16 protein-coding genes and 2 pseudogenes are annotated in these 21300 nt (G+C 57.6%); 15 read left to right on the forward strand and 3 right to left on the reverse strand.

Annotation, left to right across the window (positions count from 1 at the left end):
• The 3 genes from EOA27_RS00090 to EOA27_RS00100 are packed head-to-tail and all read left to right on the forward strand — an operon-like array spanning position 1 to position 2905.
• Positions 1-894, forward strand: coding sequence for an ABC transporter permease (locus tag EOA27_RS00090; protein ID WP_126080635.1), 894 nt, complete (start codon positions 1-3; stop codon positions 892-894).
• A complete protein-coding gene (locus EOA27_RS00095; RefSeq protein ID WP_126080636.1) occupies positions 891-1904 on the forward strand; it encodes an ABC transporter ATP-binding protein in 1014 nt (337 codons plus the stop codon). The genes EOA27_RS00090 and EOA27_RS00095 overlap by 4 nt, the downstream gene beginning before the upstream one ends.
• The gene (locus tag EOA27_RS00100; protein WP_126080637.1) at positions 1901-2905 is read left to right on the forward strand and encodes an ABC transporter ATP-binding protein; all 1005 of its coding nucleotides are present in this window, start codon (positions 1901-1903) and stop codon (positions 2903-2905) included. Before EOA27_RS00095 ends, EOA27_RS00100 begins: the two co-directional genes overlap by 4 nt.
• A gap of 1227 nt (positions 2906-4132) precedes the next feature.
• On the opposite strand, the pseudogene EOA27_RS00105 reads toward EOA27_RS00100, so the two are convergent.
• A pseudogene (locus EOA27_RS00105) lies at positions 4133-4744 on the reverse strand (hypothetical protein); the annotation flags it as partial.
• 283 nt (positions 4745-5027) lie between these two features.
• Here EOA27_RS00105 and dddP point away from each other — a divergent pair.
• The 5 genes from dddP (at position 5028) to EOA27_RS00120 (ending at position 8686) form a co-directional block, all read left to right on the forward strand.
• Positions 5028-6359 carry a dimethylsulfonioproprionate lyase DddP gene (gene dddP / locus EOA27_RS00110; protein WP_126080638.1) on the forward strand — a complete coding sequence of 444 codons (1332 nt, stop codon included), beginning with the start codon at positions 5028-5030 and terminating at the stop codon, positions 6357-6359.
• A 1114-nt stretch (positions 6360-7473) separates the two neighbouring features.
• Complete coding sequence (locus EOA27_RS41805) at positions 7474-7677, forward strand: hypothetical protein (protein ID WP_245466463.1); 204 nt, start codon at positions 7474-7476, stop codon at positions 7675-7677.
• Complete coding sequence (locus EOA27_RS41810) at positions 7665-7862, forward strand: hypothetical protein (RefSeq protein WP_245466462.1); 198 nt, start codon at positions 7665-7667, stop codon at positions 7860-7862. The genes EOA27_RS41805 and EOA27_RS41810 overlap by 13 nt, the downstream gene beginning before the upstream one ends.
• Positions 7863-7878: 16 nt before the next feature.
• Complete coding sequence (locus EOA27_RS41815) at positions 7879-8103, forward strand: tyrosine-type recombinase/integrase (protein WP_245466461.1); 225 nt, start codon at positions 7879-7881, stop codon at positions 8101-8103.
• Between the two features lie 364 nt (positions 8104-8467).
• A complete protein-coding gene (locus EOA27_RS00120; RefSeq protein ID WP_245466460.1) occupies positions 8468-8686 on the forward strand; it encodes a transposase zinc-binding domain-containing protein in 219 nt (72 codons plus the stop codon).
• Positions 8687-8840: 154 nt separating this feature from the next.
• On the opposite strand, the pseudogene EOA27_RS41820 reads toward EOA27_RS00120, so the two are convergent.
• Positions 8841-9468, reverse strand: a pseudogene (locus EOA27_RS41820) (transposase); the annotation flags it as partial.
• Positions 9469-9692: 224 nt separating this feature from the next.
• Here EOA27_RS41820 and EOA27_RS40385 point away from each other — a divergent pair.
• The 6 genes from EOA27_RS40385 (at position 9693) to EOA27_RS00150 (ending at position 16882) form a co-directional block, all read left to right on the forward strand.
• Complete coding sequence (locus tag EOA27_RS40385) at positions 9693-9866, forward strand: hypothetical protein (RefSeq protein WP_189343319.1); 174 nt, start codon at positions 9693-9695, stop codon at positions 9864-9866.
• 32 nt (positions 9867-9898) lie between these two features.
• A complete protein-coding gene (locus EOA27_RS00130; RefSeq protein WP_245480723.1) occupies positions 9899-10840 on the forward strand; it encodes a thiamine pyrophosphate-dependent dehydrogenase E1 component subunit alpha in 942 nt (313 codons plus the stop codon).
• 19 nt (positions 10841-10859) lie between these two features.
• A complete protein-coding gene (locus tag EOA27_RS00135; RefSeq protein ID WP_126080641.1) occupies positions 10860-11867 on the forward strand; it encodes a pyruvate dehydrogenase complex E1 component subunit beta in 1008 nt (335 codons plus the stop codon).
• 141 nt (positions 11868-12008) lie between these two features.
• Complete coding sequence (locus EOA27_RS00140) at positions 12009-12770, forward strand: SDR family oxidoreductase (protein ID WP_245466459.1); 762 nt, start codon at positions 12009-12011, stop codon at positions 12768-12770.
• A 591-nt stretch (positions 12771-13361) separates the two neighbouring features.
• Entirely contained in the window at positions 13362-14570 is a 1209-nt protein-coding gene (locus EOA27_RS00145; RefSeq protein ID WP_126080642.1) for an acetyl-CoA carboxylase biotin carboxylase subunit family protein, read from the forward strand.
• Between the two features lie 1604 nt (positions 14571-16174).
• On the forward strand, positions 16175-16882 hold the full coding sequence (locus tag EOA27_RS00150) for an SDR family oxidoreductase (RefSeq protein ID WP_245468328.1): 708 nt from the start codon (positions 16175-16177) through the stop codon (positions 16880-16882).
• A gap of 387 nt (positions 16883-17269) precedes the next feature.
• Here EOA27_RS00150 and EOA27_RS00155 read toward each other — a convergent pair whose 3' ends face one another.
• The gene (locus EOA27_RS00155; protein WP_126080644.1) at positions 17270-19072 is read right to left on the reverse strand and encodes an ABC transporter ATP-binding protein; all 1803 of its coding nucleotides are present in this window, start codon (positions 19070-19072) and stop codon (positions 17270-17272) included.
• A gap of 676 nt (positions 19073-19748) precedes the next feature.
• Here EOA27_RS00155 and EOA27_RS00160 point away from each other — a divergent pair.
• Positions 19749-20492, forward strand: a complete 744-nt coding sequence (locus EOA27_RS00160) for a LuxR family transcriptional regulator (RefSeq protein ID WP_126080645.1) — start codon at positions 19749-19751, stop codon at positions 20490-20492.
• Positions 20493-21300: the final 808 nt, after the last annotated feature.

Below are 21300 nucleotides of genomic sequence, written 5' to 3' on the forward strand. Positions count from 1 at the left end.
ATGGCGAGCCTTGAAGCGCTCCGCGGCGAAACTGGCCCAGAGCTAGCACCCGGCAGCTTCCGTAAGACGGTGCGGCAACTGCGCAAGAACCGTCTTGGCGTCCTTGGAGCCGCGCTGGTCGCGATCGTTTTCGCAAGCGCGATCTTCGCCCCGATCATCATTACACATGATCCGACCCGCATCATGGTGGGGCCGCGCTTGGCGGACCCGTCACTACTTTTTCTTCTGGGCACCGATCAACTGGGCCGCGACACATTCTCGCGCGTCATGATGGGCGGCCGCGTCCCGCTGCTTGTCGCCTTCGCCTCGCTAGGCAGTTCGCTGGCAGCCGGCCTCGTGCTTGGTCTGATCGCAGGCTTCGGACCGAGGTGGCTGGACAATTTGCTCCTTCTTTTATTCGATACGATCCGCTCCTTTCCGGGCATCATCTTCGCGTTGGCGATTATCGGCTTACTTGGACCCAGCCTGGCCAGCATGATTTTTGTTATCGCAATCACCTCTATGCCCATTTATGCACGGGTCGTGAGGACCCAGACAGAGGCGCTACGCAACAGTGAATACATCGCCGCAGAACGCACTCTGGGCGCTGGCACGATGCGCATCCTGGCAGTGCACGTACTGCCTAATGTTATCGGCCCGCTTCTCATCCTCGTGAGCATGGACGTGCCCGCGGTAATCGCGGTGGAGGCCGGTCTCAGCTTCCTTGGTTTGGGCGTACGTCCACCCACGCCCGATTGGGGAGCAATCCTCAACGACGGCTATAATTACATCCAGCAGACGCCGTGGCTTGTGGTTGGCGGTGGTATTCCAATCGTCCTCGCAACGCTGGGCTTCACATTCCTGGGTGAGGCGCTACGCGACATGTTCGATCCAAAGCTGCGGAAAGATCTATGATACCACACGATCGGTCATCGCAATCGACCACACCCCTCCTGGAGATACGTCACCTCCATCTTGATTTCGGGACACCAGAGGGGCGCATTCATGCACTGCGAAACGTGTCGCTTAATGTCGCAGCCGCAGAGGTGGTCGGCGTTGTCGGCGAAAGCGGATCTGGAAAGTCGACGCTTGCGTATACGGTGATGGGTCTGCTTTCGGAAAATGCCGATGTCACAGGTGGCGAGATCCTGTTTGAAGGGCGAGACCTGCTGAAGATGCCGGCTCAGTCGCAGCGTAGCCTGCTTGGCGATCGACTTTCCATGGTTTTTCAAGATCCAATGACTGCGCTTAATCCTGTGCGCACCGTTGAGAACCAGATGATCGACATCCAGCACCACCAGCAAAAAAGCCGGAGTGAAAAGCGTGCTCGTGCCATCGACATGCTACACCGGGTCGGAATTCCGGATCCGCAAAACCGGATCGGGGCCTATCCGCACCACTTTTCCGGCGGCATGCGTCAGCGGATATGTATAGCCATGGCGCTGCTTGTAAAACCCGTGCTCCTCATCGCCGACGAGCCGACGACTGCGCTCGATGCGACACTTGAAGTCCAGATCATCCATCTGCTCAAAAATCTCCAAAGGGAGATCGGTTGCTCCGTCCTCTTCGTATCCCATCATCTTGGAGCTGTGGCTGAGTTGTGCGACCGGGTCGTCGTCATGTATGCCGGCGAAGTGGTCGAACAAGGCGATGTGCGCAGCATATTCCGCAATCCCGCTCATCCCTACACCCGCGCCCTGCTTGAGTGCGACCCGGGGCGGCTTAAACGAACCACACGCACATTGCCGACCATTTCCGGCGAGGTGCCCAGCCTCCTGGGCTTGAAGAAGGGGTGCATCTTCAGCGCGCGATGCCCGCAGGCATATGATCGCTGTCTCGAGGAACAGCCAGTCGATCGCCCGATCAGCCCAGGGCAGACGGCACGATGCCATCTGCTCGAAGAAAATCGACTAGTTTCGGCATGAGTGCCCTTGTCAGTGTTCGGGACCTCTGCGTCCGCTTCCGCACGATGGGGCCGCTTAAAGCGCTCGCGACCGGGACAAATGCGCCTTTCATCGACGCGGTATGCAGTGTTTCTTTTGAAATTCACAAGGGTGAGACGCTGGCCCTTGTCGGCGAGAGCGGCTCCGGAAAATCCACCGTCGCTCGCACGATGATTGGCCTGCAGCGGGCGGTGAGCGGCAGCATCAGCTTCGATGGGCAGGAACTCACGGACCTCAGTGCGGTAGAACGCAAGCCCTACTTGCGACGCATGGCGATGACGTTTCAGGATCCGATCGGTTCACTTTCGCCCAGGCTGACGGTGCGATCGATCTTGACCGAGCCTTTCCGCATCCATGGGCTGAAGGATCGCGATTTAGGAGCTGAAGCGACGCGCCTCCTGCGGATGGTGGGCTTGCCGGCCGATTTTGTTGGCCGCTATCCTCATCAACTCTCCGGTGGTCAAGCCAGGCGCGTCAGCGTGGCGCGCGCCCTAGCGCTCAATCCGGACTTGATCATCGCCGATGAGCCGACCGCGGGCTTGGATGTCTCGGTGCAAGGCGAGGTGCTAAATCTTCTCACTCGCCTGCAGGACGAACTAGGCATCGCGATCCTGATAATCACGCACAACCTCAATGTAGTGCGCCACATAACTGACCGCATGGCAATCATGTATCTCGGCCGCTTCATTGAAGTCGGCACGACGCAGAGTATTTTCCATCAGCCAAGCCATCCCTATACCGAAGCGCTGCTTGCGGCCAATCCCGAACCGGACCCAGACGCAGTGCTCAACAGGATTGAGCTCAAGGGCGAAGTGCCAAGCGTGATGTACCGGCCATCCGGCTGCGAGTTCCACACCCGGTGTCGTTACGCTCAAGATCGCATCTGTGGCCGCGTCGCTCCCCCATCCTCAGTGAGCCTGCAGGACCCGGAGCACAGCTTTAGATGCCATTTCCCGTTAAGCTCCAAATCGTTGACCTGCTGAACGTTCATCCCTCGCGGAAACTGGGGGCCGATTTGTTTAAAATCTTGGCTGGGCTTAGGCAATTTGTCAGGCGCGAAGCCTTTCATCAGCGCAACAGACCGCGGGTCTGGCGTAATGCATTGGCATTCCATGGCGAGCAATTGGGGTGTTCCGGCCGAACAGCCGAACCCGGCGATTGCGACGGCGTAACATAAAAACGGGGTGGCCTCGAGGGCTTCGCAACTGGGGAACTGCGGTTGGTGGGCACCCTCGGCAGGCGTCCATGGTTCAGCTGTGCCGCACAAGCAGTGCCCGGTTCGCGCGCCCTATGAGGGTACGGCTTATGGGGGTAAGGCGGAGGCGCCCACTGTTCCCGCCGGCGCGCTAATAACGAATGGGGCATCAACATCATGCTGCGCATCAAATTCAATGATTGAATCTGGCATCCAGGGACCGATAACCTCGGGCAACCGGTGTCCGTGTCCGCTATGTAGTAAGCGCCTATGAAGTGGCGGCGCTCCTCTACACGTATTTCGCGAGCGCCGAATCGTTCTGGCTTAGAATAGCGGTCCTGGAACGCTTCTTGTTGGGACGAAAGCCACAGATGTCGCTCAGCCCGAAACTGGCTTGCAATCGAGATATAGTGGGGTTCCATCTGGGCGCATTGCCGCCTGCACCTTCGTTGTGCGATACACGACGGGAGTGGCCCCGTGGGTCAGGAATCGGAAATTCCCCGGATTCTTCCATGAGGTCCAGCATCTCCTCGTAGAGCTTTCCACGCTCATTAGGTCAGCGATGGAGAGTCCCTTGACGTTCAGTTCGTCATAACGTTTCGCTCCGGAAGCGTTGCCAATTCCAAACGCCAACTTGAGCCTGCGTGGTACGCATCCGGTGAAGACCGCAGACGTGCGTATCTGGTGGCCAGAGAACCTGAGCACCGGAGTGCTGGGGTCAAGCTTTCGATGGGGAGACGCGATGATGTTCTTCGAGGAGGAGTTTGACCTCCTCGAAGCCTTCATCGGTGAAGATCCCGTCGTCATCATTGGCGCCGTAGACCCAGATGACGCCGTCCTAATCCGGGACACAAAGGGGGTGAACTCCCGTCTCGACGGCGCGGGCGTCGCCGCCGTTGCAAAGGCGGTCGTCGCCATCCGCTCGTACCATGCCGCAGCGAGTCAAAGCGGCCCGCATCTGACCCTGCCTCTGTCAACCAAGGACAGCCGTGCGGTGCTCGTGACGCTTAAGGTGGAAGCGGAAGGTGAGGCGCTGATGGCGGCCGAGCAGGCACGCGCCTTGGGGTGCTTGTGAGCGGCGTAGTTGTCAAGAACGACGTGGATGGCCCTGCTGGCCGCCACCTCGGCATCGACAGCGTTGAGTGAGGCGGATGAATTCCTGGTGACGATGGCGCTGCATGTTCCTGCCGATAACGGTGCCATCGAGCACGGTAAGGGCGGCAAACAGGGTGGTCGTGCCGTTGCACTTGTAGTCGTGGTCGTGGTGCCGAGCCTACCCTTCATGGGCAGGCCGGGCTGGGTGCGGTCGAGCGCCTGGATCTGGGCTCTTCTCGTCGACCGACAACAGGATAGCGTGAGCCGGTGGATCAACTAGTGGCATGGCCGACGACGTTGCGCAGTTTGTCGACGAACTGCGGATCGTTGCAGAGCTTGCACTGGCGCGCCACACGCAAGTCTTGAACTTACCAGATTGCCGCATGATCTCGAGGGTGCCCACGCCGTCGCTGCTCAACAGAATGATCTCTGCGCGCCAAACGTGCTTCTGCAGCGCACTGCGATGGGCGCGCTGATCAGAGAGAGGCTGACGATCAATCGAAGAAACGGTGAGGTATATTCCTGTGCGCATGTACCAGACTCGCATGCGCACTCACAAAAGGGAATCCTCAGCCGAACTCTTATGTCAGGCGTAAACCACTAGCACGACAGGGCTCCCGGCAAAGCTCTGGGATCGACAGATTGCCCATTGCGGCGCGCTGGAAGGCTACCTGGTTCCAGTTGTGGTCGCAGGCACCCCAGAGCACGAATGCAGATGAATTGACTTTATATCGAGCAATATTTTTTCCGCCTTTAGCATCCAAGAAATCCGGTCTTAGATCCACGTAAGAGTGAGCCACTAGGGCGGCCTTAACATGTCCTCGTTTTCGATTGTGAACCACAAAATTGATCCCACGCGAGTGGCAAAAGCACTTAAGCCGGATGGGAGCATGGATGACAACGATCGGGTTGAAATTGGGCCGACGGACGTCGCCTTTGCGGAGTGGGCAGCCTTGGGCCTGACCACGCCCAACCTAGATCGTATGCGCAAGACCCGTCTTGATCGGATTGTTCTGCAACTCCGCCAAAGAGACTATGCGGGCGTGCTCTGCTTCGACCCGCTGAACATACGATACGCTTCAGATTCCTCGAACATGCACATATGGATCATGCACAATCCGTCACGAGCTGTGTTCGTATCGGCCGACGGCTATGTCGTTCTCTGGGATTTCCATCGTTGCAGCCACCTGTCAACCTATCTGCCGCTCATCAACGAAACCCGGGATGGCGGGGCCGGCTTTTACTATTTCGTTGCCGGCGACCAAGAAGAAGCAGTCGCCAAGGACTTTGCCGGACAAATTGACGAACTGTTGCGCCGCTCTGGTGGCAAAAACCGTCGTCTTGCCGTCGACAAGATCGAAATCCCCGGCCTTCGTGCGCTAGATGCAGTTGGCATCGAGGTTTGCAACGGCATGCAGCTCATGGAGCACGCCAGGGCCATTAAGGGAATCGACGAGATCAACGCCATGCGCTGCTCTCTCGCGACCTGCGAGATTGCCGTTGCCAAAATGCGAGAACGTTTGCAGCCCGGCATAGCCGAAACGGAACTTTGGTCGGTTCTTCATGCCGAAAACATCGCACGTGGTGGCGAGTGGATCGAAACGCGCATTTTAACTTCCGGCCCGCGCACGAACCCCTGGATGCAGGAGGCCGGCCCCCGTCGCATTGTCTCAGGAGACCTCGTCGCCTTCGACACCGATATGGTGGGCCCGTACGGCATGTGTGCCGACTTCTCCCGCACTTGGCACTGCGGTGACGGCCGACCCACCGAAGCACAGCGAAGGCTGCACGACATAGCCTACGAGCACGTAGCTGCAAACATGGCTATGCTAAAGCCGGGCGTCTCTTTCACCGAACTCACTCAGCGCAGCCACAAGCTTCCCGCGGATTTCGTCAAGCAGCGATATGGCGTCATGATGCATGGCATTGGTCTTTGCGACGAATATCCCGCGATTCTCTATCCTGAAGACTTCATCCCGGGAGCATTCGACTATGTTCTCGAGCCCGGAATGACCCTGTGCGTCGAGGCTTATATCGGTGCCGTCGGTGGGCGGGAAGGCGTAAAACTGGAAGAGCAGGTGCTCGTGACCGAGAGCGGAGTTGAAAATCTCACGAGATGCCCGTTTGATGAGGCTTTGGTGGCCTAGGGATTTCGGCCGAGTCTCTTCAAATTGTCCAATTCTTGAGAGATCCGCGGAAAAGCTGTTTGTTGCGCATCTGGCTCAGCACTTTTGCGGAAGTTGGCTTTTCGTTGGTCCAACTCGCCCGCCTACATTCGTAGAAAGGGGGGTGGAGGCATCCAAGTCCATGGTCGACGCCCTGACCCGCGAGTGCTGTCGATACTCTGACCAGCAGTCGGGCAGTGGCAGCTGTGGCGTCAGATTTGCAGCAAGTCCGCTGTTAGCCTCCGAACACACGGTCTCTGTTGGGGGTGGCGCATGTGGCCATTCCGCCAAGGATATTGGTCGAATTGCAGGCAATAGCCGGTCAGTGTCAGGTCACACTGGGTTGGCGCTTCGTGACGACGATTTTCGTGTAGCAGACATTTCGCTGAGTGGTTTGCATGCTCTCGATCTTGGCTGGGGACACAACAATGTGGAGCTTCGGTGTATGGAGCGCGGATCGGTCGTCATCGTTCGGCGTGTTCGGTGCTCCATGGGGCGGTCAATTCATCTGCTTACGTCACAGCCGGGACCTGCTTGACAAGAAACCTGAGGCAGCGCGATACTATGAGAAGTCCCTCCTGTCGTGACGGAACGCTATCTCGGAGGATAAATATGCACTATTCCCTAGATATACATGCCGAGGCTGGGCGTTTGTTGGAAGAGAAATGCTGTGCGATTTCCGCCCTACTGATCACGACTCCCCTGGTCGGCTTGCTTTTCGCATTTGCGTCACAGGGGACAAATCTTTTTGACTCTACTAACCCGGAGAGGGCCTTCCTCCAGAGTTCTTCGATCGTGCTGCCGCCGCGCTGAGCAAGTCCAATAAGTCTGCCACGGATGTAGCTAAGCTGAGCGTCCGACGGAAACGCCCCAGTGTTGATTTTTCGAGCTTTCTCTGACTTGCCTGTCGGAGTCCACCAGAGGCGATCCGTCGCGACGCAGCCTAGTGCTACTTTGGCAGATTTTTGGCGATGTGGGCATTTTGAGGATTGAACGAAGCCGCTAACGCGGCATTTGGCGGATCGGTTTGCAGGAACGCTTCTGTTTTGAAGGATCGCGGCTGTTGAAGCGCAATCTGAGAACAGGAGCTACAGAAATGGCCAAGTTGACCCCAGTTCCCCGGCGCATGATCGAGGATATGACGATCCGTAATCTGCCGCCGGCCACGCAGCGATCCCCACGTGCATGCCGCGGCGAAGTTTTCGCGCTACTTGGCCGTTCGCCGGACCGGCTCGGTCTGGAGGACGTGCGCGCCTTCCAAGTTCATTTGATGTCGACCGGAATCTCGTGGCTGCGCTGAACCAGACGGTGTGCGCGCTGCGGTTCCTCTACGGCGTGACGCTGGGCCATGCCGAGAGTCCGGAGCGGATCGTCTATGCTCGCTCGCTACGCACGCTGCCGGTGGTATTGAGCGCCGACGAAGTCGTGGCCTTCCTAGAGGCGGTGCCGAGCCTGAAGTGCCGTACGGCCCTGACGACGGCCTAAGAGCAGGTCTCAGTGCTTGGAGACTGTCGGGCTGAAGGTCGGCGACATCGACAGCGGTCGCGGGGTGATCCGTGTTGAGCACGGCAAGGGCGACAAGGACCGCACCGTGATGCTGTCGGCGCAGCTTCTGCGCATCTGCGAGTCTACTGGCGGCTTGGCGAAGCCGCGGGACTGGCTGTTTCCCGCGCGCGGGTGTTATTTGGGCTTGTCGTTCGGCGCGTGCGGCCGCCTAAGCGGGTGACGGTCCACACGCTCAGGCACAGCTTCGCCACGCATCTTCAGAACGCACCGACATCCGCACCATCCAGGTTCTACTCGGCCACAACAATCTGTCCGGCGGCGCGCTACGCTAAGGTCTCGAACAGCCTCATCCGACGCACGACAAGCCCGGCTGAACATCGAGGTGCCGCCAGGGTGAGTGGTACCGCCATGTCGGCGAGACTGAAGGTGGCGGATATCTTCCGCCGCCATGGCGAAGTATATAGACAGGTTCATGACGGCTATCTAGGCTCGCATCGAGCGGCGTGTGATGAGCGCGATCGAGCTCTGCCGGACCGCCGAACTGGGCGGCCAGTCTACGGCTGCCGCTCCTGCGGTCGATCCGCGTGGCCTACAATTCCTGTCGCAGCCGGCACAGTCCCAAATGCCAGGGTCAGGCCTGCCGGGACTGGCTTGCCGCACGCCAGAATGAACTGCTGCCGGTGCTCTATCACGCAGTGTTCATGCTGCCGGCTGAGGTTGCTGCGATCCCTTTCACAAGGCGGCACCTTATACGCGGCCGAAACGCCTGCGCGCGAAGCCAATCTCAGGCATTTGGGAGCTGAGATCGGCCTCATCGCGGCGCTGCATAGCTCTCATCTACCATCCCGCCTGATTGTATCGTACCGGGTGGTGGTGTCTCGCCCGACGGCACACGCTGGATCTCGTGCAGGCCGGGCTCTTTTTACTCGTGCGCGTGCTGTCGCGCCTGTTTCGCTGGCGCATGACACGGAAGACGCGCTTGTGATTGACGGCCGGTTCGCCGTCTTTCGCGTTCCCTGTTCGTCAGGGCTGTGATGCGACGATCGCCATAGGTCGGGCGTTCGTCGATCAGGCGGCGACCAGCTCCAAGAGCCCATCGTCATCGGGGTTGCGATAAGGCCCGCGCGGCTTCACCAGGCGATGCAACTCATGGAGATGGGAACGCGCCGCCCCGAGGGTCTCGGCAACGGCCTTCATCGGGAACCGTCCCTCGGCTGCGACAAGAGCCGCAAGTTCGGTTTTTTGACTCCGACCTGGCCAGCGCGTCTTTGAGGATCTCCACTTCCATGGTCTTGCGGCCGAGAAGCCGCTCGAGGTCGCGAAGGCGCTCTTCAAGCCGCCGCACTTCCGAACTCCCGACCACAGATTCGTCCGATCCCACCGCAGCCGTTCCGCCTTCCTTCAATAAACGGCGCCAACGATACAAGAGATTTGGCGCCACGCCTCATCGTGCGGCGACAGAGGACACGGTCTCACCCGGAAGGAAACTCTCCTCGATAATCTGCAGCTTCTGTTCGGTCGTCGTCCAGTGTCGGCGCCGTACCTCCCCGGTGATCAGTTCAATCCGTCGACAGTCGTCAGCCATAAGCCTGTGCTTGAGGATATCCCCAAGCCTCCCGCGTTAGGCCGACTGTCCGGCCGAAATGGGGGCCAGTTCAGGATCCGACATTGTTGGCGAACTTCGAACAAAGGAGGTCTGTGCAGTTCTTTCACGACGCCTTTCTTCGATGAAGAACAGTGTAATGCGAGCCTTCAGGTCAAATGGCATGACGCATGCACAGGGTTGTGCGAGCCGGAAGGAACAAGGCCATGCTGACAGAGAACCAGATGAAAGTGCCTGCCGAGATCGTGCCTCGCCAGGAGAATGCCGAAGAGACCCGCCACGTACCTTCGGAGCTCGAGCACGAGGATTTAGCCGATGCGCGCTGTTGGAATGCAGGCGATCGCCCCTTGCTGACGGGCAGGGTTGGGTCATGCAGTTGAAGGGCGATCGTAGGCTAGAGGCTTTTCGACGGATGCTTCGCATCCGCCGATTCGAAGAAGAAGGTAGGCGCCTGTTCAACGGTGGTCAGATCCCTGGTTGGTTTCACACGACCGTGGGTCAGGAAGGCGCTATCGTCGGAGCAAGCCTCGCCCTCCGGGACGATGACGCCATGACCGGAACACACCGTTCGCATGGCCATCCGATTGCGAAGGGCGCGCATTTGCAGGCGCTTATGGCAGAACTGATGGGTAAGGAGGGCGGCGTTTGTAAGGGGCGTGGCGGTTCGATGCATTTTGCGGACAGTTCAGTGGGGATTATCAGTGAATCGGGAATCGTCGGAGGGGGCATTCCTCTTGCCACAGGATGCGCATTTAGCGCCAAGGTGCGCGGCGTCGATCAGGTTACCCTTTGCTTTTTCGGCGACGGAGCAGTGAACCAGGGCACTTTTCACGAGAGCCTCAACATGGCCTCGTTGTGGAGGCTTCCCGTCATTTATCTTTGCGAGAACAATGGCTATGCAATGACCACCTCCGTAGCAACAAGCCACGGACAGCCGGACATTGCCCTACGAGCGGCAGGTTACGGAATTCCAGGAGAAATAGTAGACGGACAGGACGTCAGTGCCGTCTATCAATCTGCGGCATATGCGGTCACGCGAGCACGCGCGGGGCAGGGACCCACTCTCATAGTGGCCAACACTTATCGGTTCGATGAACACAATATAGGCTTGGCCGTTTCTGGGGAGCCTTATCGACAGGTCGCAGAAGTCGAGGCACACAAACGCGACCGGGACCCAATTTTGCTATATCGCACTGTGCTGCTCGAAGAGGGTGTAAATGAAGAGACTCTAGCAACCATCGAGCATGAAGTGGCCCAAGCCGTCACACAGGCCGTACAGTTTGCTTTGGCTAGCCCCATGCCCCGGCCCGAAACGTTGCCCGACTATATGTTCGTGTCGACCATTGCCCGCTAAGGGTGGGCTGGAGGGATTAATGGATGTGAAAGACGATACCCACAGAGACGCAGCCACGCCCGGTCCCCATATTCAGATGACCTATTTTGAGGCAATCGTGCAGGCCCAGCTAGAGGAAATGCATCGGGATGAGCGCGTTGTATTGTTGGGAGAGGACGTCTCAGTTCATGGCGGCGGCAAGCTTATCGAATGCTTCGGCAAGAACCGGGTTTGGAACATGCCAATTTCAGAAGGCAGTTTTACGGGACTTGGCATCGGGGCTGCCATCAATGGTTTGCGACCGATTGTAGACATTTCAACTGCCAGTTTCATCTATCTCGCTTGTGACCAGATTGTAAACCAGGCCTCAAAATTGCGGTATATGACTGGGGGCCAGATAGACATCCCAATCGTCTTTCGCTGCTGTATGTTCTCGACGGGCTCCGAAGCGGCACAGCATGCCGACCGGCCTTACCCGCTTTTTATGAACGTGCCGGGCCTTAAGATTATCAGCCCGACCAGCGCTGCCGATATCAAAGGCCTCATGAAATCCGCCATTCGCGACGGCGATCCTGTGCTCGTCTTCGAGGACACCCGCCTCTGGCCTCTCAAAGGCGACGTCCCCACGGATCCGGACCATTTAATCCCAATTGGCAAAGCGGACGTGAAGCGCGAGGGGGAGCACGTTACCGTCGTTGCCATCGCCGGTGCTATCAGGCCGACCATGGAAGCTGCCAACTACCTCATCGAGGAAGGCATTTCGGTCGAAGTGATCGATCCACGTACATTGAAGCCGCTCGATTATGAGGCAATCAAGATGTCAATCGAGAAGACCGGACGGCTGATTATTGTCGAGAACGGACACCGTATCTGCAACGTCGGAAGTGAAATCGCAGCGGTGATGGCGGAAGAGTCCTTCGATCTTTTGAAGCGACCTATCTTGCGGCTGAGTGCTCCAGATATTCATGTCCCATTCAGTCCGGCTCTTGAGAAGGACTTTTTTCCAACACGGGACAGCATTGTTGGCGCCATACGACAGTTACTCTGAGTTCCCAAAAAACGCATGAATGGAAGTAACACAGCAACTGCCGTTATCGTCGCAGTAGGAGGTGATAAGACGCGCTTAGAAAAAGAAGGCAGGCCATCAGACGATAGGCGGGAAACATTCCAGAAGGGATAGGGCTTATACATGAGTAAATCATTCATCGATGGCAGATTCGGTCTGAGTGGGAAGACCGCTTTGGTGACCGGCGGAGCACGCGGCATCGGATTGCAAGTCGCGCTTACATTACAAGAAGCTGGCGCCGATATAATTCTCACTGGAAGGGATCGGGTTCGCGTGGCCGCGGCGGCAGATCAGTTTCCAGTCAAGCCTAAAGTCTATCAGCTCGATGTTAGGGACTCGCAGGCGGTACGCGATCTCGCCGATGGCATCGCCGTTTGCCCTGACATCCTTATTAACAATGCCGGGGTGTCCCGCGCGGCGCCGACGAAATATACCACCGACGAGGATTGGCGAGCTGTCCTTTCAGTCAACTTGGACGGCCTGTTCTACTGCAGTCGCACCTTCGGCTCTCTCATGGCGGAGCGCGGTTCCGGCGTGATTGTAAATATCAGTTCGATATGTGGAGATGTTGTCACCCGACAGGAATCCGTAGTCACGGCTTACAATGCGAGCAAGGCGGGGGTAACTATGGTAACCAAAACCCTTGCTTGCGAATGGGCAAGATCTGGGGTTCGGGTGAACGCAGTGGCGCCTGGATTCGTACAGTCAGAGATGACCGACCAGTATCCTGTAGAAGTGGTCAGGGCATGGTCTGATCGGACGCCAATGGGCCGCTTCGGCCAACCTCATGAGATTGCATCTGCCGTCCAATTTCTTGCTAGCGACGCGTCAACCTATATCACGGGAACGGTATTGTTGGTGGATGGTGGCTACACTTGCTGGTGAGATTTTCTATTGGTTAATTCTGGTGGGCCATCCTGCTGCCTGGGGTGACAAAGCAAGATGATCTACCCATCGAAGTTTCTGTGCGTCGCACTACTTGATCCATAGTTTCGTAGTCAAAAGCACGGTGAACGTCAACCGAATCGATGAAGCTATCCAGCAGTTTGGCGGTGCGTTCTTGAGGCCGCTGTAGGTTAGGTGTAAGGCCGTTCACCAAGCTCGTTTGAATGACAGTTCGCGCGACGAGCAGAAGCTCGTGCATCGTACCTTCTCCCAGACGCTCCCCAGCCAGCTGAGTGATGTAGACACCGGTCATCACCCGTTGCCATGGGATCTCTGGTCCTTCACCAGGATCGGTGCGGCGGTAACGGATCCCATCATCGCGCCTCTCATTCCCCAGCCGACTTGCGCGAGAAGAATAGGCCTATATTGCGGCAACCAAGACACTCTTTTTGGTGGTCATGACGTCACATCCTGCAACAGATAAATACAACTACTTCACAAGAATTTACCAATCGCAAACCACGAGCAGTGGTATGTTGGACGAACTCACGCGCGGAAAAAAACCAGACAAGCTATTCGGAGTCGACAAACATGAAAAGAAGAGCGCTTATCCTGATCGAGGGTACAAGGAACAATGGTCCTCTATATGTCCAAGCGGCCCGAAGTCTTGGCCTGCACTCGATTACCCTGGCGGCTGATCCACTTAGGCACTACTATCATGCCGCAGAAGACAGTGAGGTAATCTGTGTGGACACATCCAATCTCGATGCGCTGATTTGCGAGTGTGTTCGGCTGCATGCGACCTATGATATTGCTGGGATTACGAGCTCGGAGGAAGCTGCATATGCGACAGTCGGCATGCTCTGTCGACATTTCAATCTGCCAGGTCCGAACGCCGAATCGGTTGAACGATGCTGCGATAAATTCACTCAACGTCAGCTGCTTGGGCAAGCCGACATTCCAATTCCTGCCTACGCGTTGGCAACGAATGCGAGCGAGGTTGTAAGCTCTGCCGCTAAAATCGGCTTTCCTGTAATTGTAAAACCAGCCACGGACACCGGCGGCAGCGAGGGGGTCCGATTGTGCGGCAGTAGCGAGGAGCTAATCCAGCATACTGCTTATCTATCAAGCAGGTGGAGTACATGGCAGTCCCCAGCAAGAATATTAGTGGAACAATTTGTGAAAGGCTTTCATTATTGGGTGGAGATGATGGGAGATGACGTCATTGGAATCGCCTCTCTCGAATTCGGTCCCTCGCCGCATTTCGTATATAATAGATGCGCCTATCCGGCCTTGCTTACCAATGAAGAGGATGAGCGCATCGCCGATGTTTCACTGAGGTGTTTACAGGCTCTCGACCTTCACTGGGGTCCGACCAACGTTGAACTCAGGTGGACGGCACATGGGCCGGTCGTCATTGAAGTAAATCCGCGTATGTCGGGCTCGCCCGGTGTTGAGCTAGTTGAGCTAGCTTGCGGTATCAATCTTATCCGAGAGCACATTAAACTCGTGATCGGCGATGAGGGCGATTTGCGCGGAACCCGTTCAGAAACTGCTGCTGCGCAATTCCTAGTTCCTGAACGGGACGGCGTTCTCGATTGGATCGATGGCGTCAGCCGGGCGGCTGCTGTACCTGGCGTCGCCAAAGTGAAGCTTTACCTTGAACCAAACACCACGATCAAAAGGAGAGGCGATCACCGAGACTTAATCGGATATGTGACCGCCAGCTCGCCTGACATCGCTCGGACGGAGGCGATACTTCAGCGGGCCGTCGGCTTAATTGAGTGGTCGGTTACATAGGTTCGATTTCCCTTGCTACCTGGCGGAGCGGCGCTTGTGTCCACCGTGTGGTGTTGCCGGGTTCAAGCGCCAGCCGCTGAAGATGATGAAGCCGACGTGCATCATTGTTGAAGCTGCTGAAGCGCTAGCGCAGCGAAGAAGAACCGCCAGGGAGCCATACGATCAGCGGATGGCGCACAGGATCGCTGGTCCTCGACGCACCCGTTTCCGGTTAACCTCCGAGCCAGCGACTGTCGGCCCTCCAACAGGGAAACCGGCAGTCCCGCGCGCGTCCGCAACAGCGGACGGTTGTCGTGCGTAGGACGGAGGAAATTCGCCCCTGCCTCGGGCGGTGAACGGGACAGCCGTAGGAGCGTCAGCAAAGCGCAGGCCGCAGGACGGGACGCGGGACGACTTTCCCCGTCCGCGGCGATCCGCATGTGTTTGCGTCAGGAGAAAGGCTGACCGGACGAAAGGCGCACTGCCGCTTCTCGAAAGTCCGGTCGCTGATCAGCGACGTGCGGTAGGATCGGCCATAGCAGGGCCGAGTTCCCCCTGGAAGAAAAAACAGGTGTTGCACCCGTCGGGTCCCCCTCAATTGCTGGGCAGCCTGTTAACTTCCAGCCTGGCATACTCGCTCTCCAGGTCGTCTTGCGCGGGTTCGGCAATTCCTCGAGCGTCAGCTCCACGGCCAAGATCGCCCGCTCAACGATCTCACCCGCGTCGAGCTCGGCCAGGCCCGAATCAATACCGGCCCAGCTGGTTGGCTGCCAGTCGCAGGAGACTGAGATTCTGCATGGCAGAGTTTACTCGGCAAGCGCCAGCCAGCGCTCTCGGTGGGCCGCATTCATACCCCAACAGAGCGCGTTCAAAGCTGAGGTTGCCGCCAAGGCGCTGTCAAGCAGAGGCTTATCGCGAAATAGAGACGTACGGGCTGCGATCGTTCGAAGGTCGTCGAACGATCGACCTGATTGCAGACCGCGCATACGCCTACGAGGCCCGGGGGTACGTCCTGGGATGTTTTAGAACAGCCATGCCCGCATTACTCCAGGAGCTTGGCGCAAGGCAACGGAGGCCTACGAGTTCTGCTGCACCCGGACAAGGAGCCCGTGTGCCGGTACTCACCAAACCGCCAGCTGGTTCCGAAATAAGGCGATGTCGCAGGTCCGAACAGCTTGCGCACGACTGCGCGAGGCATAAACTGGTTTTAACCCTAGCGAAACCTTTTGTGCATTCTCAGGGCAGTTGCTGGTGCTTACGATTAGAATGACACAAGCAAGGCTCGGCTTGCCGGATCCTGAGTATGTAATACTCCGCTTCCGCCGCTGCAGAAGCCAGTCGTCGGGGGGAACTTCGGCGGGGGGAAGGAAGCCGCGGGTCTCGATCAGCGGGATGGCATCTGGGTTTGAGGTAGCAGAACCGGGGAAGCGTCTTCACCGCTTCCCCGTCGATCCTGCGGATAGGGGCAGAGCTTGGCAAGCTAGTCCGCTCGGCAGATCGCAGAGGCGGTGGCATCGCCCAGACCATCGTGCCTCACGCGATGTCCCGCTGCCTATGCATGTCGCTCGTCGAAGTGAAGGGTGGAAAGGCAGTTGGATAAAAGGTTTGCAGGTAAGGTGGCTCTCGTGACGGGCGGGCGTAGCGGCATCGGTCTTGCGACTGCGCGACGTCTAAGGGACGAGGGCGCTCGCGTGTTCACCGCTCAACGTGGTGAGGACCGGGAATTCGAGGCCATTTCGGTCGACTTCACAGCTCCGACCAAGGCGGCTCATGCTATCAAAGCGGTTGTCGAACGGGCGGGACGGCTCGATGTCCTGGTAAACAACGCCGGGGTCATGCAGGAGGCGCTCGTCGAAGATATGAGCCTAGCAGATTGGGAGAGGACGATCGCCATAAATCTGACCACCCCATTCGTGCTGATAAAGGCGGCGATGCCTCACCTGCGGTCCACTGGCGGCGCGATCGTGAATGTCGGATCGATCGAGGGGCTGGGATCCAACCCGAAACACGCGGCCTATTGCGCCTCCAAGGCTGGTCTCCACGGTCTCACCCGCGCGGTTGCGATCGACCACGGCGCCGAAGGTGTGCGCTGCAACGCTGTCGCGCCTGGCTGGATCGACACCGACCTGAACTTGGATTTCATCGAGAGCATGCCGGACCCCAAGCGCTTTCGCCAGCAGATCGGTAATATCCATCCAATTGGGCGAACGGGGAAGCCGGAGGAGGTCGCGAACCTCGTAGTCTGGCTGGCTTCGCCAGAATCCTCGTTTATCACCGGTCAGGTGTGGACGATCGATGGAGGCCGAATGGCGAAGCTCAGTCTGCCACAGTAGAACCTGCGCAGGTTTGCCAAGCCGGACTTCATTGGACACCGCTCTCTTAAAAGGTGTTTGACAGCTTAGGTTGCAACCTGAGCGAAACGTTTGCGTTGTGCCCGGTATGAAAGAGGTCTAGGATTTCGGAGGATCTCTTGCAGTATAGTTCTAGAATTTTCTAAGCGAAAATTAACGAGCTTAAGTTCTGCGCAATGCAAGCGAAACAGGAGTATGATGGACGGTACCTTATGTTTTTTTGGATGGGAGTCGGTTTCAGCGGACACCTCCATGTGCTTCCCAATATACGTCGACCGGGCTAGATTTGGGATGTCGTGAGACGGCGATACATTTTGTACCGGGAATGGGCGCTCTCGCGGTCGGGCACTCGATCCTGATACTTGGCGCTCAGGCCAGGCCCATCGCTAGTTCCAACGCCTGCCGTTCGAAGAGGCGGCGGTAAATGCCACCATCGAGATCGATCAGCGCGGCATGATCGCCGTCCTCCATGATGCGGCCACGGTCGAAGACGAGCAGCCGATCGAGCGAGCGGACCGTCGACAGCCGGTGTGCGATGACGAGTGTGGTTCGACCCACCATCAACCGATCCACCGCTTGTTGAATGAGCACCTCGGATTCCGAATCGAGGCTCGATGTGGCCTCGTCAAGAATAAGGATCGGCGCGTTCGCCAGGAAGGCGCGCGCGATCGCCACGCGCTGGCGCTCGCCGCCGGAGAGCTTCAAACCTCTTTCGCCGACCAATGTCCCATAGCCCTTCGGCAGGGGCGCGATGAAGTCATGCGCACTGGCCAGCCGTGCCGCTTGCTCGATTTCGGCCTGGCTCGCGCCAGGCCGGCCATAGGCGATGTTCTCGGCAAGCGACCTGTGAAACAGGATAGGCTCCTGCTGCACGATCGCGATCTGCGAACGGAGCGACTCTTGGGTCACCTCGGAGACGTCCTGGCCGTCTATCAGGATCCGGCCGCCGCTCAGGTCGTAGAGTCTCTGGATGAGCTTCACGAATGTTGACTTGCCGGAACCGGAAGGTCCAACCAACCCAACCCTTTCGCCAGCCTCAATCGACAGCGAACATTGGCTATAGATCGGCAGGGGATGGTTGGCGTAACGGAAGTGGACGTTCTCGAAATCGATGCGGCCCGTCGTGATCCGGATCGGCTTGGCCTCTGGACGATCCGCAACATCCAGCTGCTGATTGTGGATGGCCACCAGTTCTTCCATATCATTAACCGAGCGTTGCACGGTGCGGACATGCATGCCGGCATCACGCAGATAGCCCTTCAGGACGATGAAGGACGTGAGAACATAGGCTATCTCGCCCGGCGTTGCCTGTCCATGCGACCACAGAAGCAGGGCATATCCGACCACCGCCACCCTGAGCGCAACCAAAGTGACGCCTTGGGTTGAGTCGACGATCGTTCCGCGCACCCAACTCCGGCGCGCGCGGTGCCGCCATTTGGTCATGATATTTTCAAGCCGCTGGTCTTCGCGAACCTCGGCGCCGAAGCCTTTGACCACAGCGTTGCAACTGACCGCGTCCGCAAGCGCGCCGCCGAGCTTTGTGTCCCATTGGTTGGCAAGGCTCGCCGCCGGCGCGACATAGCTGAGCGACAGCGAAATCGAAAACGCTAGATAGATCAGAGAGCCGCAAGCAAAGATCACGCCCATGACCGGCCAGTGCCAGCCGAGCAGCGCCGTCGAACCTACCAAGATGATAAAGGACGGGAACAGCGCGACCAATATTGTGCTGTTTAGAGGGTCGAGCGCCCACATGCCGCGCGTTATCTTGCGCACTGTCGAGCCGGCGAAGCTGTTCGCATGCCAGTCTGTCGAAAAGCGCTGGACATGATAGAACGCTTCGTTCGCGACATCGGACATCATCTTCAGCAAAAGATCGTTCAGGCCAATGACGGCGATGTGGCGCATGGCGATGGCAACGAGCGCAAGCGCAATCGGTACAGAGAAGGCTGCAAGGGCCGAATGCCAGGCTGGTGCTGCCACAGCAGCGCCGCCTGCAACAGCATCGATGAGACGACCTGAATAGACCGGCATCAGCACGTCAGCCAGCGTGGAGGCAAGCATCGCAGCCGTGATGATCGCGAGCCGCACCGGCTGCCGGCTCCAGTGGCGGACAGTGAAGGCGAGTACGTGGCGACCAGTGGCGCCGCGTCCATGGACGGGGAAACGTTTCATAGTTTCCAAGCGGGCGCATCAACACGCTCGGTCCCAAAGACGTTAAAAGACAAAACTAGAATTTTCGACCTCCCCCATAACAGCATCAATTTTGGCGGGCAGCTCCTGCCGCCTCACGACGGTGATGTTCAAAAGTCGTGCCAACTGAGCGGGAACATCCGAAGGACAAATTCAGCAGGTTACCGAGCCTGGAGAAAGTCAGCCGCGATCCAGTCGAATACTTTTGCTACGGCTGCCCAGCTCGGGAGATTGGAAAAGAAGGTCGACGTATCGATTGAATTGTGAACTTGTTCTTTCTCCATCCGATAAGCGGAGTGAGTGCATCACGTTGCCTCGATCAAATAAGTACAGTTGCCATGCAGCTTTCTCAGGCCCGGGACTTAGGTGCTGATTTCAAAAGCGCGCCGCGAATACGTTCCTGCCCATATTCCGTCAATCGAATGCTCGACTGTCGGATTGTGCGCTCCCCGACACAGTGCTGTTCGGTTCGCCTCCTGGGTACCTCCCCCAGTCGATTGACGACCTGAAGAAGAAGCTTCGCTCGCAAGCTGGCACGACTCTTGAGGGTACTCCAGGTGGCGAAAGGAACTCCGGCTCGAGTCCCGTTGACTTCGGATGTTGCGAGGCTGGGCTGGAGCAAACTTTGCACCGATGAGAACGCAATGAAGGAGGCATCATGGAACTCCCGCAGGTGGAGTTAGACCTATTCCTCGAGATGACTGATGATATCGCTCAATCCGAACAGTTGTTCGAACGGATGTCTGCGTTTGCGCTGAAGTTCGATTGCCCGTGGATTGCCTATGGCCCGCTCGCATCAAAACAGGGGGTTTTCAAGCCGAACCGAGAGGGTTCTGTGGTGATGTGGAATTATCCTGCTGAATGGCAGGAGCGCTACTCGAGAATGGGCTATGCCAAAATAGACCCACTCATCAAGAAAGGTCGAAAGGAGGCGGGGCCCTTTCGATGGAGCGAGGTGTATACCGATGAAAGCATAACTGAAGATGGACGCCGCGTCTTGGACGAAGCAGCAACATTCGGCTTGAGGTCAGGCGTTACCGTCCCATTACATGGCCCTGGTGACAGCTTTAGGTTTGTGAGTTTTGCTCAATCCTCGGACTGCGAATTGCAGAATAGAACGATCACCTACCTGCAAATGGCCGCGCTGCGGTTTCATCGGATGGTTACGAAGTTCGACACTACGACTGCGTCGGAACGAGTACATAACCTGTCTCCGAGAGAAATACATTGCATTGATTGGGTGTCGAAAGGAAAATCGTCATGGGAAATAGGAACTATTTTAGGCAGATCACGAAATACGATAGATTTCCATTTAAAAAATGTAATGCGGAAGTTGGATGCGACCAGCAGAACGGTAGCTGTTGTAAAAGCTTTGAAACTTGGGATTATCGAACCGCCGTAGGTGCGCAGCTAGTTCTCCGCCCGTAGTAGCGCGCGTGATAGCCGAGAGCTCCGGCGTGCGCTCGCTCTTCGAAGCCCCAGCGCCTCGTCCATCTCGGCCTCGAGCACCTCCTGCATCACCCACCTCGTTCGATCTATCCGGGTTTCAAAGCAGAATGTCTTTGACGGCAGCGCTGGCGGTCTTACTTTCCGTCTTGATCATGGCGGCGTTCCTTCCAGGGAATCGGTGACGTTGAGCACCACCCTGTCATGACCGCCCGCTCTCAGCGAATTTGCAGAACTCAGCACGCCATTCTGTCTTAAGCGACTGACGCATGAGTGATGTGTGTCCAAAATCTGACAGCCGTCAGAAAACATGTCGGGTTCAAAACAGCGGAGCGTCTTGGGCCTGTCGGGCTTTTCGAAGCCTATCACGCAGTAACTGCGCGCCAAGGGCACTGGCACGGCCTTTGCTGGTCGAGGTGCGGCAATATAGTGTGAGGGTTAAGCCGCATGAGAACACGGAACTCGCTCGACGTAAGGGATGATCGACCTCATCCAGAAAGCTTCTCTCCGGCGGGTTCGAGGGTGCTGCGCGCGCATCTCGGCGACGGGCCAGCGATCGACGATTGAGGCTACATCTCCGGAGCGAGTGATGCCTCGAAAATTGCAATGCTGTCTCTGGTCCGACGCGCTGGAAGTTTGTGAAGAGTCGGCCCGGCAAATCGGCGAACCGGTCGGCTTAGGCTGCGAAAAAGGGTAGATGGCCGCGTTGCCGCGGTGGATCAACAGGCGGTGTCAGAAAGCCAAAGGCACACGTACACTATCGT

This window comes from Mesorhizobium sp. M2A.F.Ca.ET.037.01.1.1, assembly GCF_003998075.1.
GTDB lineage: Bacteria > Pseudomonadota > Alphaproteobacteria > Rhizobiales > Rhizobiaceae > Mesorhizobium.

Excerpts from the sequence above, each read along its gene's own strand:
- EOA27_RS00090 (WP_126080635.1), top strand. The coding sequence starts at position 1 with ATGGCGAGCCTTGAAGCGCTCCGCGGCGAAACTGGCCCAGAGCTAGCA.
- EOA27_RS00095 (WP_126080636.1), top strand. The coding sequence starts at position 891 with ATGATACCACACGATCGGTCATCGCAATCGACCACACCCCTCCTGGAG.
- EOA27_RS00100 (WP_126080637.1), top strand. The coding sequence starts at position 1,901 with ATGAGTGCCCTTGTCAGTGTTCGGGACCTCTGCGTCCGCTTCCGCACG.
- dddP (WP_126080638.1), top strand. The coding sequence starts at position 5,028 with ATGTCCTCGTTTTCGATTGTGAACCACAAAATTGATCCCACGCGAGTG.
- EOA27_RS41805 (WP_245466463.1), top strand. The coding sequence starts at position 7,474 with ATGGCCAAGTTGACCCCAGTTCCCCGGCGCATGATCGAGGATATGACG.
- EOA27_RS40385 (WP_189343319.1), top strand. The coding sequence starts at position 9,693 with ATGCTGACAGAGAACCAGATGAAAGTGCCTGCCGAGATCGTGCCTCGC.
- EOA27_RS00130 (WP_245480723.1), top strand. The coding sequence starts at position 9,899 with ATGCTTCGCATCCGCCGATTCGAAGAAGAAGGTAGGCGCCTGTTCAAC.
- EOA27_RS00135 (WP_126080641.1), top strand. The coding sequence starts at position 10,860 with ATGGATGTGAAAGACGATACCCACAGAGACGCAGCCACGCCCGGTCCC.
- EOA27_RS00140 (WP_245466459.1), top strand. The coding sequence starts at position 12,009 with ATGAGTAAATCATTCATCGATGGCAGATTCGGTCTGAGTGGGAAGACC.
- EOA27_RS00145 (WP_126080642.1), top strand. The coding sequence starts at position 13,362 with ATGAAAAGAAGAGCGCTTATCCTGATCGAGGGTACAAGGAACAATGGT.
- EOA27_RS00155 (WP_126080644.1), bottom strand. The coding sequence starts at position 19,072 with ATGAAACGTTTCCCCGTCCATGGACGCGGCGCCACTGGTCGCCACGTA.
- EOA27_RS00160 (WP_126080645.1), top strand. The coding sequence starts at position 19,749 with ATGGAACTCCCGCAGGTGGAGTTAGACCTATTCCTCGAGATGACTGAT.